Origin of the sequence: uncultured Amphritea sp. (genome assembly GCF_937127095.1) — a bacterium.
Taxonomy (GTDB): Bacteria; Pseudomonadota; Gammaproteobacteria; order Pseudomonadales; family Balneatricaceae; genus Amphritea.
In genome coordinates this window covers 116,111-130,290 of the sequence record NZ_CAKZLP010000066.1, presented here as the reverse complement: position 1 = coordinate 130,290, position 14,180 = coordinate 116,111, and the positions used below count along the sequence as shown (strand labels likewise).

10 protein-coding genes and 1 tRNA gene are annotated in these 14,180 nt (G+C 51.1%); 4 read left to right on the top strand and 7 right to left on the bottom strand.

Annotated elements, in window-relative coordinates:
- The first annotated feature begins 71 nt into the window (after positions 1-71).
- From Q0499_RS16980 to Q0499_RS16965, 4 genes are read left to right on the top strand one after another with little or no spacing between them, the layout of a single operon-like run.
- Positions 72-1,892: an extracellular solute-binding protein gene (locus Q0499_RS16980; protein ID WP_299201725.1), complete on the top strand. Its 1,821-nt coding sequence runs from the start codon at positions 72-74 to the stop codon at positions 1,890-1,892.
- 5 nt (positions 1,893-1,897) lie between these two features.
- Entirely contained in the window at positions 1,898-2,992 is a 1,095-nt protein-coding gene (locus Q0499_RS16975; protein ID WP_299201722.1) for a microcin C ABC transporter permease YejB, read from the top strand.
- 5 nt (positions 2,993-2,997) lie between these two features.
- Positions 2,998-4,050, top strand: a complete 1,053-nt coding sequence (locus Q0499_RS16970; protein WP_299201719.1) for an ABC transporter permease — start codon at positions 2,998-3,000, stop codon at positions 4,048-4,050.
- Positions 4,043-5,641 carry an ABC transporter ATP-binding protein gene (locus Q0499_RS16965; RefSeq protein WP_299201716.1) on the top strand — a complete coding sequence of 533 codons (1,599 nt, stop codon included), beginning with the start codon at positions 4,043-4,045 and terminating at the stop codon, positions 5,639-5,641. The genes Q0499_RS16970 and Q0499_RS16965 overlap by 8 nt, the downstream gene beginning before the upstream one ends.
- Positions 5,642-5,833: 192 nt before the next feature.
- Here the strand turns inward: Q0499_RS16965 and Q0499_RS16960 are convergent, their stop codons facing one another.
- From Q0499_RS16960 to lon, 7 genes are all read right to left on the bottom strand, one after another.
- Positions 5,834-6,958 (bottom strand): hypothetical protein, encoded by a 1,125-nt coding sequence (locus Q0499_RS16960; RefSeq protein WP_299201713.1) that lies wholly within the window; start codon positions 6,956-6,958, stop codon positions 5,834-5,836.
- 4 nt (positions 6,959-6,962) lie between these two features.
- Complete coding sequence (locus Q0499_RS16955; RefSeq protein ID WP_299201710.1) at positions 6,963-7,700, bottom strand: hypothetical protein; 738 nt, start codon at positions 7,698-7,700, stop codon at positions 6,963-6,965.
- 69 nt (positions 7,701-7,769) lie between these two features.
- A complete protein-coding gene (locus Q0499_RS16950; RefSeq protein ID WP_299201707.1) occupies positions 7,770-8,786 on the bottom strand; it encodes a glycosyltransferase family 2 protein in 1,017 nt (338 codons plus the stop codon).
- Between the two features lie 401 nt (positions 8,787-9,187).
- Entirely contained in the window at positions 9,188-11,068 is a 1,881-nt protein-coding gene (locus tag Q0499_RS16945) for a SurA N-terminal domain-containing protein (RefSeq protein ID WP_299201704.1), read from the bottom strand.
- Positions 11,069-11,221: 153 nt separating this feature from the next.
- Positions 11,222-11,298, bottom strand: a tRNA-Asp gene (locus tag Q0499_RS16940).
- A 39-nt stretch (positions 11,299-11,337) separates the two neighbouring features.
- Positions 11,338-11,613 (bottom strand): HU family DNA-binding protein, encoded by a 276-nt coding sequence (locus Q0499_RS16935; RefSeq protein WP_091358245.1) that lies wholly within the window; start codon positions 11,611-11,613, stop codon positions 11,338-11,340.
- Between the two features lie 127 nt (positions 11,614-11,740).
- The gene (gene lon / locus Q0499_RS16930) at positions 11,741-14,170 is read right to left on the bottom strand and encodes an endopeptidase La (protein ID WP_299201701.1); all 2,430 of its coding nucleotides are present in this window, start codon (positions 14,168-14,170) and stop codon (positions 11,741-11,743) included.
- Positions 14,171-14,180: the final 10 nt, after the last annotated feature.

Here is a 14,180-nt window from a genome sequence, read left to right as displayed (position 1 = left end):
CATATAACTAGCTATAACCCAATCTGCCTGTTATAAATTAACAGGTTATCAATCTGGCTGGATAATTACGGATGAATTTCAAACAGTTATCTAAGCAGATATCAACGCTTTGCCTGTTATCTGCAACTCTGATCTGCACACTCACCTCACCGCTTCAGGCTGCCACACCGCAGCACGGCATTTCCATGTATGGAGACCTGAAATACCCTCCGGGTTTTCAGCACTTCGATTATGTTAATCCCGATGCGCCCAAAGGCGGTAGTGTTTCTGAGGATGCGCTAGGTACCTTTGACAGTTTCAACGGATTTATCATTAAAGGGGCTGCAGCGGATGGTATCGGCCTTATCTATGACTCACTGCTGACTAAAGCACAGGATGAACCGTTTTCACTCTACGGTCTGTTGGCTGAGTCTCTGGAGGTCGCCGATGATCGCAGCTGGATAATATTCAACCTGAACCCTGATGCCCGTTTCAGCGATGGCCAGCCGGTCACCGCTGAGGATGTGGTGTATAGCTTTAAGCTACTGCGAGAGCAAGGCTCACCGTTTTACCGGTCGTACTACCGGGATATTTCTAACATCGAAGCGCTTTCCGATAAGCGGGTTAAATTCAGTTTCAGCGCCACTGAGAATCGTGAACTGGCACTGATCGTCGGCGAGGTGAGCATTCTGCCGAAACACTACTGGGAAAGCCGTGACTTCAGTCAACCCGGACTAGAGATCCCAGTCGGCTCCGGCGCTTACCTGATCGACAGTTTCGATGCAGGACGCACCATTACCTATCGCAGAAACCCGGACTACTGGGGAGCGAATCTACCGGTTAACCGTGGACGTTTTAACTTCGATACCATCCGCTATGACTATTACAAAGACGGCAATGTTGCCCTCGAAGCTTTTAAGGGTGGCGAATACGATTTCCGTCAGGAAACCTCATCCAAACAGTGGGCCACCGGTTATACCGGAGCAGTATTTGATGAAGGCAAGATTATTACCCGCAACCTGACACATCAGAACCCCACCGGCATGCAGGCGTTTATACTCAATACCCGCAAGCCCTACTTTTCTGACAGCAAGGTAAGAGAGGCACTGGCATACGCCTTTGACTTCGAATGGACCAACCAGAATATTTTCTATAACGCCTATACCCGCACCAACAGCTATTTCTCCAACTCAGAGATGGCGGCCACCGAGCTGCCCACTAAAAAGGAGATGGAGATCCTTGAGCCGATCCGTAACCAGGTGCCACCCGAGGTGTTTACTCAGGTCTACAAAGCCCCAACAACCAACGGTGATGGCAATACACGTGGACAGCTACGCACCGCCCTGCGGCTACTTAAAAGTGCTGGCTGGGCATTGAAGGACGGCCTGCTACTCGGTCCTGATGGCAAACAGATGACCTTTGAGATTCTACTGGTGCAACCCGCGTTTGAGCGGGTAGTGGCACCCTTTGCCCGCAACCTGGAGCGCATGGGGATTAAGCCCTCAATCCGCATTATTGATGCATCCCAGTACATCAACCGGGTTCGCAGCTTTGATTTTGACGTCATCGTCAGCGGTTTCGGCCAATCGTCTTCACCGGGTAACGAACAGCGGGAGTACTGGCACTCATCTACTGCAGATCAGCCCGGCAGTCGCAATATGATCGGCATTAAAAATCCGGCCGTCGACTATCTGATCGAACAACTGATTCAGGCGCCTGACCGGGAGCAATTGGTGCTGCGTACCCGCGCTCTTGACCGGGTGCTGCAGTGGAACCACTACGTGATTCCGCAGTACCACATTAACAGCTACCGAGTAGCATACTGGGATAAATTCGACTTCCCTCAGATCCGGCCCCAATACTCGCTGGGATTTGATACCTGGTGGGTTAAACCGGAAAAGATGGAGCAGTGATCTGAATGGCAGCCTATATCCTGCGGCGCTTGCTGCTGATTATTCCTACACTGCTGGGTATTCTGACCATCAACTTTCTTATCATCCAGGCCGCACCCGGCGGCCCGGTTGAACAAACTATTGCTAATCTGCAGGGGTTGAATGCCAGCGCAACCTCCCGCTTCGACGGCTCGGCCCAGTCAGACTTCAGCAACGCATCAACAAGCACGAACGACAGCAGCTATCGCGGCGCCAGAGGGCTCGACCCGCAATTGATCAAACAGATAGAGGCCCAGTTCGGCTTCGACAAACCCGCCCATGAACGCTTCTTTCAGATGCTGAAAAACTATCTGGTGTTCGATTTTGGCGAAAGTCTGTTCAGTGGTAAAAAAGTCACCGACCTGATTATCGAGAAACTACCGGTTTCCATCTCTCTGGGGCTCTGGACCACGCTGATCACCTATCTTGTCGCTGTGCCGCTGGGGATCAAAAAAGCGGTGCGCGATGGTACGCCCTTCGATGTCTGGACCAGCTCAGTTATCATCGTCGGCTATGCCATACCCAACTTCCTGTTTGCCATTCTGTTGATCGTACTGTTTGCCGGAGGAACCTATTTCAGCTGGTTTCCACTGAGGGGGCTGACCTCTCCCGATTTTGATCAGATGACGATGTGGGGACAGATTAAAGATTATTTCTGGCATATCACTCTACCCGTCCTGGTATCTGTTATCGGTAGCTTTGCTACGCTATCGATGCTCACCAAAAACTCCTTTCTTGATGAGATAAACAAGCAGTATGTCGTCACAGCCAGAGCAAAAGGACTGACTGAAAATCAGGTACTCTATGGCCATGTATTCCGCAATGCAATGCTGCTGATTATTGCCGGGATGCCCGCCGCTCTGATCGGTATTTTTTTCACCGGTTCCATGCTGATTGAGGTGATATTCTCCCTCGATGGCATCGGTCTGCTGGGTTACGAAGCGGTGATAAAACGGGATTACCCGGTGATCTTTGGCACCCTGTATATCTTCACCCTGATCGGCCTGTTACTGAAGCTGGTGAGTGATCTGACCTACGTCGCGGTTGACCCTCGAATCGATTTTGAAAGCAGAGAGAACTGAGCAGTATGCTGACACGGTTCAAACCTAAAAAAATAAGCCCCATCAACCAGCGCAGATTACAGAATTTTCGCAACAATAAGCGCGGTTACTGGGCGCTCTGGCTGTTTCTGATTTTGTTTGTCCTCAGCCTGTTTGCCGAACTGATTGCCAACGATAAACCCCTGTTAGTCAGCTATAAAAACAACTTGTATTACCCGGTTGTCATCGATTATTCCGAACTTGAGTTCGGCGGTGAGTTCGACACTTTCGCGGATTACAAAGACCCCTATATTCAGGATCTGATCACCAGCAAGGGCGGCTGGATGATCTGGCCAGCAATCCGCTTTAGTTATCAAACGATCAACCAGGACCTGCCAGTCCCCGCCCCCTCACCGCCCAGCACGGACAACCTGCTGGGCACCGATGATCAGGGCCGGGATGTGCTTGCCCGGGTGATATACGGCTTCAGGGTGTCGGTACTGTTTGCCATCACCCTGACGCTGATCAGCTCCGTTATCGGTGTTGCCGCAGGGGCAGTTCAGGGCTATTACGGTGGCAAGGTAGACCTTATTTTCCAGCGTTTTATTGAGATCTGGTCCGGCATGCCGGTGCTCTTCCTGCTGATCATTCTCGCCAGCATTGTTCAGCCCAACTTCTGGTGGCTGCTGGGCATTATGCTGCTGTTCTCCTGGATGCAACTGGTTGATGTGGTACGTGCCGAATTCCTCCGCGGACGTAACCTTGAGTATGTCCGGGCGGCCCGGGCGCTAGGCCTGAGTAACCGGTTGATTATGTTCCGCCATATACTCCCCAACGCGATGGTCGCAACCCTGACCTTCATGCCATTTATCTTTAACGGCTCACTGGTCACCCTGACCGCACTGGATTTTCTCGGCTTTGGCTTGCCGCCAGGCTCAGCTTCACTCGGTGAACTTGTCGCACAGGGAAAAGCCAATCTCCATGCCCCGTGGCTGGGATTAACTGCCTTTATCTCACTGTCAGTTATGCTGACACTGCTGATATTTATTGGCGAGGCGGTTCGTGATGCTTTTGACCCCCGGAAGGTGATGAATGACTGAAACCCTGCTGTCGGTTCGTAACCTGTCGGTCCGCTTTGGCCAGAACAGCCATGCGGTGGATGCGGTCAAAAATGTCAGTTTTGATATTGCCGCGGGCAAAACCCTGGCACTGGTTGGCGAGTCTGGTTCAGGGAAGTCGGTCACCGCGATGTCGATTCTTAAACTACTACCCTACCCTAAAGCCAGTCACCCTGGAGGGGAGATTCTATACAAAGGCAAGAATCTGCTGCAGAACAGTGAAGCCGAGATGCGCTCGCTGCGGGGGGACCGCATCAGTGTGATCTTCCAGGAACCGATGACCTCGCTTAACCCACTGCACAACATCTCCCGTCAGATAGGCGAGACGCTGCTGCTACATAAAGGCTTAACAGGGCCTCAGGCACGCGAGAGAACGCTGGAACTGCTAAACCTTGTTGGCATCCAGGAACCGGAAAAACGCCTTAACAGCTACCCTCACGAGCTTTCAGGCGGGCAGCGCCAGCGAGTGATGATCGCCATGGCACTTGCGAATGATCCGGAACTGCTGATCGCCGACGAGCCCACCACGGCACTAGATGTCACCATCCAGGAACAGATACTCGACCTGCTTCGTTCACTGCAGCAAAAGCTGGGAATGGCGGTGCTGCTGATCACCCACGATCTGAATATCGTGCGCCGCTATAGTGATGATGTCTGCGTCATGTATCGGGGTGAACTGGTCGAACAAAGCAGCACTGCACAGTTATTTGCAGAGCCACAACACGCTTACACCCAGACACTGCTGAATGCAGAACCCCGCGGCCTGCCACAGGCGGTGGAGAAACAGGGTACACCGATCCTTGAAACCGATAATCTGAAAGTATGGTTTCCCATCAAACGGGGACTATTGAAGCGTACAGTCGACCACATCAAAGCAGTTAATCCCTGCAACATCCAACTCTACACCGGCCGGACGCTGGGCGTGGTTGGCGAAAGCGGCTCAGGTAAAACCACCCTGGGACTGGCGATACTCCGACTGCTGCGCTCCGAAGGGGGCATCTGCTTTGCGGGCGAGCCTATCGACCAGCTGAATCAGAGCGAGATAAAACCGCTACGGCGAAAAATGCAGATCGTCTTTCAGGACCCTTACGGCAGTCTGAGCCCGCGAATGTCCGTGGCTGAGTCGATCAGCGAAGGGCTGGAGATCCATAATATCGGTTTACCCGCCGAGCGGGAGCAACTGATTATTGATGTACTGCGGGAGGTGGGTCTCGACCCGGCTGACCGGCATCGCTACCCCCATGAGTTTTCCGGCGGCCAGCGGCAACGGATCGCTATTGCCCGTGCGGTAATTCTTAAACCCGAGCTGATCATCCTCGACGAACCCACCTCAGCACTCGATCGCACCGTACAGGCACAGATAATCGACCTGCTGCGCGAACTGCAGCAACGATACAAACTCAGCTATATCTTCATCAGCCACGACCTGGCGGTCATCAAGGCGCTCAGCCATGACCTGCTGGTGATGCAGCATGGCGATGTGGTTGAGCAGGGCGAAGCGGCTGATATTTTCAGCAATCCGACGCAGAAATACACCCGCCGATTGCTCGAGGCTGCCTTTACTGCGGAGTAAACACATTCATAACACTGCTCAGACCAATGCCAGAGTGCCGATTAAGTCATTGAAATCCGCAGATCTGCAGGCCAGAGCTCTGCCACAGTTGTTATCCGAAATGTCTGATAACCGTTAAACAATATCAGCTTTACTCAGACCTGAGGCTTTAAGAAATACTGCATATATCTGACAGGTTGCTCAATTCATTCATCATGCACCGCCACTGGACCCCAGAGTAACAAGCTCGTCCAGCCAGATATCAAGCCGTCTGAGCGCTCTGTCATAACCACGACTATCAGCCTTGTCAGTAACAGCAAACTCAACATCTGTAGACAAAGCTACGCAGGCGGCATAAATACTGGCCGCAAACGTTGCTGAATCACCCTGCCAAACGACAATACGGTGCCGTAAGCCAAGTTCTTTTGCTCGCTGTGCGTTTCGCTGCTGCTCAGGCTGATCTGTCAGCACCAGTATGATAGGACGATCATAAACATGGGCTATCGATAAGGCGGCCATACCCGGTGCTGATATGATCATCGAACTACTGGCAGCGCGGGTTACCCAGTCAGTATCCTGGGTCACCCAGCCAGACCGGCTGGCCATCCCTTCACCAACGAAGTGTGTAGTTAGGTTTGCGTCAGCAATGCCGTGCTCCAATGCTGCGGCCAGAGCCGAATCACAGAAGTGTGGATTGAGATACACCGCAACTTGCGCTGAACCTTGCTCAAACTGATTATTTCCCGGTTTTACCACTGCCACCGGAGTCGGTATACGAGTACTGTCACCGGTTTTCTCTGCCTTGGGCGGATAAGCAAAATCATGTTCCAGACGTGCTCCGGCACGGTTGATCTGGAATGAAACAATATGGCTGTATAACCTCGCAATAAAATCGGGAAGGCGTCCATTGAAGTTAGTTTCCAACGCCTGCCGCAGGCTGGCACCATAGATGTGAACCACCTTGTGTCGCCAGATGGGTAAACACCCCATAAACAACAGAGCGGGATGAAATGAGTCATTAAGAATAAGGTCATTTTCACGCAGCACATGGCGCAGTTTGAATATATCCCGAGCCATGCGCCTGGGGTTAAAGATATAGCCTGCAACATTAGCATCCGTTGCATCACGCAACATATTTTGCTGGGTATCGAACTGCACCGAGTAATGACGCGACAGTACGGTCGCAGTCAGACCAAAGCCAGCTAAAAATCGCTGACCCTCATCTGATGTTGTAATGAGTTGTACGTTGATTCCCCGAGCTTGCAGTGCATGAGTGAGCAACTGTGACCGCATCAGGTGACCTCTGGCATCGGCAGTGGCCAGATACGCAATCCGCATCCACTTAACTCCTTTGCGGCAACAGGCGAAGCGCCAAACCCATTAATAAAAGCCCAATGGCGCCAGTTACTGACCAGGAGCGATCAATAGCACGGATTTCAGCCAACATCTTACTAAACGCCGGTTGCTCGTGCGGTTCTAGCAGACGGGCTAAGGTATCGCTGCAAAGTTGCACATGTCTGCCCTCATCCGCCAGCACGCGCACCAATAGCGGCTGCAAAGGGTCTGATTCGGGCTGTTGATTGAGCCATTGTAGGTGGCGCTCAAGCACCCGCGTCGCCATCTGTTCCGCACATAATCCGATGGCAAAGGCGGGCACCAGTAAGCCGCTGGCAAATGACGCCTCATAGCGATGAGCTATCGTATGCCATTGGGCTATTTTACGGCGACTTAGCCAGTCTGGCTGCGCATGATGCTGGGTAACATTGATCTCACCACGTTCAGCCAGTGCAGCACCAAACGCCCGGACATGCTCCTGCTCTTCAGCTAAATGCTGATCCATTTGACGCACCAGCCAGTCTGGAGGCTCGGTGACGAGTTCACGCTGCAGCGCTATCTCAGTTGCTTGTTCCCCAATAAGATAGATACGCAGCAACAGCCGCTCACCCGCATTACTGGCATGAAGCTGGCGCAGCGCAGCTCGCTTGATATAGTTCACCCATTGCGCCTGCACACGGGGCCATCCGCGCAACACTGGAGGGGCTAAGCGGGTATGCAAAAGCGATGAAGTATCAATATTCATAAGCCTCACGCTCCAATTCTGCTAGTTTAAAAGCGTCAATCTGACTAACAATGACAGGCTGCTTAAGGATCATTTTGATGGCCCATGATAGGACAAGGCCTGAACGTCACCACCGTCTTTGCCTCGCGGTAGACGCAAGCCTAAACCGCGCATCAGAGCGCCGGTCATATCCAAAGCAGAAAAGCAGATAATTAAGAGGACTGCCGCCAACCAGCGAGGCCCATATAGCGGCGGCAGATTCTGGTGATTCAGGGCGCGCATGCTATAACCTAATCGGGCAAACAAAACAGATAACGGTCCGATAGGGCCACTTCGCGACAACCATTGCAACTTTGCAGGCATGTAGCTTTTTACCAGGAATGGTGTAAGCCCATGAGTATCCTGCCCCCGCAGCCACCTCAGTTTAAGTATGTCGCCCAAACTGTCAGGAAAGCGATGAACGGTATGCGCTTTAGCCGCGTAATGTAGCGGGATACCCTGTGATTGCAGCTGCAGACCGAGAACCTGACAATGCGCCCGATAGACACTGTCTAGGTTCTGGTAATGATATTCAGCAAAAATATCACGGCGAAAAACAACGTTATTGGCGTAGAAATTACGTGTAGCCCCCTCTGCCAAAGGGCTTGGAAAATACATAAAATCAAGTGTTGTCAGTGCTGTGCCAGCAAGATTAGGTGCATAGCTGGTACGGCCCGCCACTGCGGCAAGAGTATCATCCTCGATAAACGGAAACAGCAGCTCAGCTAACCAGTCTGCTGCTGGCACACAATCCGCATCAGCAAAAACAACCCATTTACAGCGTTCTGGATCCGTGGCAGTAAACCCTGCATTCTTAGCATGATAGTAGCCCGTACCTGAATCAATCAGCACGAAATCAATCTGATGCCCGGCGATATCTTCGAGAACCTTACAGGAAGGCTCATCCAAACCATCGTGTGTAATGACTATTTGCGCAAGAGCCACCAGTGGAATGCTTTGCTGGGCCAGTAGTCCGGTCACCCGCTTCAGGCTGCTCACGACCTGCTCAAAACTTTCACCACCGCGCAGGTTATTCGTTTCTAATACGAGCGCTGTTTGACTTGCCACATTATATAGCGCTGTGTTTTTGCCTGCTGAAATGCTGCTAATGCTTTCCATTTGCTTGAAATACTCCCTGTATATAAGCAGTTTACGACGATACATATCTATGCCAATAGGCGATTATATCTAAGAACACAGACCCCGCTTCAATAAGTCAGCTAAGGCCAACATAGAATCACCAGAATTCAGCGCCCGAACTGAGCAAACTCTGGATTGAGCTGAACTATTGAATACTGCAGGACTTAAAAACACCTTCCATAGCCTGTGGCTGCCTTCTGATCTCCCTGGCACAGGATGAATATTACACAATTAAGTCAGGGTTGTAACGCAGGGATTTAACACCCCGATGACAGCAATAAAAAAGACTGCATCAGCAGCCTTTTTTATTTGAACTTAAAACAAAGCGATTAGAGCCTTTCGACTTCCGCAGCGTTTTTACGCGCTTCCATCATCGCCTGGTAGTCAAACTGACCTGAACGCTGACTGAGGATGTTGCGCATCGCCTCTTTCTCTTCAGCAGCCACAGCTGACAGGTCTGGCTCGTTCACTGCAGTCACAGCAACGATAGCCTGAGAGCCATCATTCAGTTTAATCAGACTATAAGAAGCACCCTGAACAGGCTCTGGCAGCTTAAACGCTGCAGCCATGACATCCACAGGCTGGCTGCGGTCGGCACGACCTACTGCGTCTGCAGTTTGCCACTCAGCGCCATTGATCGCACTGCGCTCACCACCCTGCTGCAGTTTTTCAAGTTCTGATTCCAGAGAAGCTTGTAGCGCTTCGCCCGCTTTCTGCAACGTCAGGATCTCAGTGATCTGAGGTTTAACTTCCTCTTCACTCAACTGACGGGGACGGATATGCTCCTTAATACGCAACACCAGAGTCCGGCCGGAATCCAGCTCAATCGGATCACTGTTCAGACTATCGCGAATCAGCTCTTCGTTGAACGCTGCACGAACAACCCGTGGATTAGCGGTAATGTCATCATTACCACCTTTACGACTAAAAGGTTCCGCTGCAACAATATTCAGCTTCAACTCTGCAGCCGGTTCCTGCAGATCTCCGGAAGAGAATGCCAGATCGGTCAGTTGCCCGACCCGCTCAACGTAGATCTGCTCAACTTTGTTGTCCATCTGCTCAGCGATCAGCTGATCCCTGACCTCGTCGAACACCGGGGCCTCAGACTCGGACAGACCGGTCAGTTTGATGATGTGATAACCAAATGCAGTTCGCACAGGCTCTGATACCTCTCCAGCATTCAGCGAGTAAACAGCCTGTTCAAACGGACCATCCAGCATCCCCTTCTGATAGACACCCAGATTACCACCGACAGAAGCGGAACCCGGATCATCCGATTCAGACTGAGCCAGTGCAGCGAAATCTTCACCTGCGGCCAGTTGCTTTTCCAACGCCTGAGCTTTCGCCAGGGCAGCGGCATCATCAACTGTATCCGATACTTCGATCATGATGTGGGATACGGTCCGCTGCTCTTCAGATCTGAATGCAGCTTTCAGCTGATCAAACTGAGCCTGTAGCTCAGCATCGTCCACACTTACCTCTTTCAGCAGATCCGCTTTATTGACTAACAGGTATTCGATAGCCACCTGTTCTTCGGTCATAAAGTCCTGCTGATGCGCATCGTAGTATGCGGTCAGATCCGCAGGTGTAAGCGCTACATCTTTCATGTAATCCTGCAAACCGACCTTCACATAGGCAAGGTCACGGGTTTCACGATCCAGTTTAATGATTCTCTCAGCTTCGTCATTGAGAACGAATGCAGAAAGCATATAACCCGAACGCTCGTAGTCGATCAGACTCTCTTTGCGCAACAGGTCTTTATACATCATCGGCGTCAGACCCGCATTCCGCAGTACCGCCTGGTACTGGTCTGGATTGAAAACGCCATCCACTTTGAAATCCTGGGTGTTGATGATCATCTGATCCAGCACCTGATCAGCGATAGCCATATCCTGATTAGCCGCAGACTGCACCAGAATCTCCTGTTGAATCAGGTTATCCAGCGTAGCCTTACGAATAAGATTATCATCCAGCAGGGTTGGATCAGCATTTTCGCCCATCTGTGCCAACAGCTGACGACGTTGCAGGTCAGCGCCCTGCAACAGATCGCGCTCACTAATTTCGACACCGTTAACCGTTGCAGGGGCGTTTGAACCTGAGGTCAGGCTGACCAGGGACTCCACCCCAAACAGTGCAAAGGTGACGACGATAAGACCAACAATGATCTTGGCGACGATTCCCTGGGAGTTATCTCGGATATTCTGAAGCATGATGCCTCTTGGCCTCTAAGGTAGTGTACAAATAGAAAAAAAGGCGCATCCCTGACAGGATGCGCCTTTTATATGTTTGGCAGTACGGAACCATGGTTGCTGGTTACCGTTACCCAGAAAAACACTGACAATAATGGTCAGCGATCTCACATTTGGCGGAACGGACGGGACTCGAACCCGCGACCCCCTGCGTGACAGGCAGGTATTCTAACCAACTGAACTACCGCTCCGGGTGCCAGCGATCCTTTCGGATCAGGCGCTAGCTTTTATTACTTGTTGACAGCGTCTTTCAGAGCCTTACCAGGCTTGAAAGTTGGCAGAGTCGCAGCAGCGATCTGGATTGGCTGACCAGTCTGAGGATTACGACCAGTACGCGCAGCACGCTCTTTAACACCAAAAGTACCGAAGCCTACCAGAGCAACAGAGTCACCCTTTTGCAGAGCGCCGGAAATAGATTCCAGTGTAGCGTCCAGTGCGCGACCAGCAGCGGCCTTTGGAATATCCGCAGATGCTGCGATTGCGTCGATTAGTTCAGATTTATTCACATTGTTCCCCTTATATGAATCATTTTTATATTCTGTAGCCCATGCCCAGTAAGTTGACGGACAATTTATACCAAGCCTGCAAATCAGGTGTCAAGCGGGTTGCAGCCTGATTTGCCACTATTTCGTGTTAATGCGGTTTTATTTGTCCCCGCTCATTTTTTGCTTGCTTTTTCTTCTCAGAAAAGCTTGCCTTTTGCTCCTCAGTCAGGGGTTCCGGACTGTATTTCAGAGCAATTTGCAATACCTCATCGATCCATTTTACCGGACAAATTTTAAGGTCTGCTTTGATATTCTCAGGAATTTCTTTCAGATCTCGCTTATTCTCATCCGGAATAATCACTGTTTTAATTCCACCGCGATGCGCTGCCAGCAACTTCTCTTTCAACCCTCCGATAGGCAGAACCTGTCCACGCAGAGTGATCTCCCCGGTCATTGCCACATCAGAACGCACCGGAATACCAGTGAGCACAGATACTAATGCAGTACACATCCCGATACCAGCACTTGGTCCATCTTTTGGTGTCGCACCTTCAGGAACATGGATATGAATATCGCTCTCTTCATGAAAATCCGGATTAATACCCAGAGACTCAGCACGGCTTCTCACCACCGTCATCGCCGCCTGAATCGATTCCTGCATCACCTCGCCCAGAGAGCCAGTTCGAATCTGGCGTCCTTTACCAGGCACAACCGCTGATTCGATAGTCAGAATATCACCACCAACCGACGTCCATGCAAGGCCAGTAACCTGACCAATACGATCCTCCTCTTCTGCCACACCGAAGTTACACTTGCGAACACCGGAATAATGCTCAAGATTTTCGCTATTGGCGACGATTGAAACGTTCTTATCCTCACTCAGAGCGATCTCTTTAATTACCTTACGACAGATCTTCGCGAGCTCCCGCTCCAGCCCCCGCACACCCGCTTCACGGGTGTAGTAGCGGATCAGATCGGTCACCGCTTCATCGGCAATTACCAGCTCGTTCGCTTTCAGACCGTTAGTCTTAATCTGCTTAGGAATCAGATATTTGCGAGCAATATTTAACTTTTCATCTTCGGTATAACCGGGGATGCGAATGATCTCCAGACGGTCTAGCAACGGGCCTGGAATATTCATCGAGTTAGAGGTACAAACAAACATCACATCAGACAGATCGTAATCGACCTCCAGGTAGTGATCATTGAAAGTACTGTTCTGTTCAGGGTCCAACACCTCCAGCAGCGCCGAAGCAGGATCACCGCGCTGATCCATACCCATTTTGTCGATCTCGTCGAGCAGGAACAGAGGGTTTTTAACACCCACTTTAGACATCTTCTGAATCAGCTTACCCGGCATCGAACCGATATAAGTGCGTCGATGTCCGCGAATTTCTGCCTCATCTCTGACACCACCCAGAGCCATTCTCACATACTCACGGTTCGTCGCCCGGGCAATAGACTGTCCCAATGAGGTTTTACCCACACCCGGAGGACCCACCAGACAGAGGATAGGACCTTTCAGCTTACGCACCCGGCGTTGTACTGCCAGGTATTCAAGAATGCGGTCTTTAACCTCTTCAAGGCCATAATGATCTTCATTAAGAATCGACTCAGCTCGCTTCATATCATGACGCAGCTTAGAACGTTTCGACCAGGGAATCTGCAACATCCAGTCGATATAACCACGCACCACGGTCGCTTCCGCTGACATTGGAGACATCATCTTCAACTTATTGTATTCGTTGAGAGTTTTATCCAGCGCTTCCTTAGGCATACCGGCTGCATCGATGCGCTTTTTCAGCTCTTCGATATCAGTCGTACCGTTTTCATCCAGGTCACCCAGCTCTTTCTGAATCGCTTTCATTTGCTCATTCAGATAGTACTCGCGCTGGCTTTTCTCCATCTGTTTCTTAACCCGGCCACGGATCCGCTTTTCAACCTCAACCAGATCAATCTCAGATTCCATCAGCGCCATCAGGTGTTCCAGACGCAGCTTATCGTCCAGAATTTCCAGAATTTTCTGTTTTTCATCCAGCTTAAGAGACATATGCGCAGCGATGGTATCAGCCAGACGGCCAATCTCATCAATCGAGCCCAGGGAGGTCAAAACCTCAGCGGGAATCTTTTTGTTCACCTGAACGAAACGTTCAAACTGATCCAGTGCAGTGCGTTTATAAATATCCGCTTCACTGTCACTGACCTCACTGATCGGCAGAATAGTCACATCTGCGGTGAAGTGAGCTTCAGTGGTATGCAGCTTCTCTATACGAGCACGGTAATCGCCCTCTACCAGCACTTTGACAGTACCATCCGGTAGTTTCAGCATCTGCAGCACACTGGCGACGGTGCCGATAGAGAACAGATCACCACCGTCAGGTTCATCATCAGAGGCATTTTTCTGTGCAATCAGCAGAATCTCTTTATCCTGCAGCATCGCTGCTTCGAGGGCCTGAATCGATTTTTCTCGGCCGACGAACAGCGGGATCACCATATGAGGGTAAATAACAACATCGCGCAGCGGCAAAACCGGCAAGGTAGTGGTAGTGATCTCTTTATCATTCTCGAGTGGTGCCATAATGGACCTT

What these genes read in the sequence shown, in the direction of transcription:
- Q0499_RS16980 (WP_299201725.1), top strand. Translation starts at nt 72, where the DNA reads ATGAATTTCAAACAGTTATCTAAGCAGATATCAACGCTTTGCCTGTTA.
- Q0499_RS16975 (WP_299201722.1), top strand. Translation starts at nt 1,898, where the DNA reads ATGGCAGCCTATATCCTGCGGCGCTTGCTGCTGATTATTCCTACACTG.
- Q0499_RS16970 (WP_299201719.1), top strand. Translation starts at nt 2,998, where the DNA reads ATGCTGACACGGTTCAAACCTAAAAAAATAAGCCCCATCAACCAGCGC.
- Q0499_RS16965 (WP_299201716.1), top strand. Translation starts at nt 4,043, where the DNA reads ATGACTGAAACCCTGCTGTCGGTTCGTAACCTGTCGGTCCGCTTTGGC.
- Q0499_RS16960 (WP_299201713.1), bottom strand. Translation starts at nt 6,958, where the DNA reads ATGCGGATTGCGTATCTGGCCACTGCCGATGCCAGAGGTCACCTGATG.
- Q0499_RS16955 (WP_299201710.1), bottom strand. Translation starts at nt 7,700, where the DNA reads ATGAATATTGATACTTCATCGCTTTTGCATACCCGCTTAGCCCCTCCA.
- Q0499_RS16945 (WP_299201704.1), bottom strand. Translation starts at nt 11,068, where the DNA reads ATGCTTCAGAATATCCGAGATAACTCCCAGGGAATCGTCGCCAAGATC.
- lon (WP_299201701.1), bottom strand. Translation starts at nt 14,170, where the DNA reads ATGGCACCACTCGAGAATGATAAAGAGATCACTACCACTACCTTGCCG.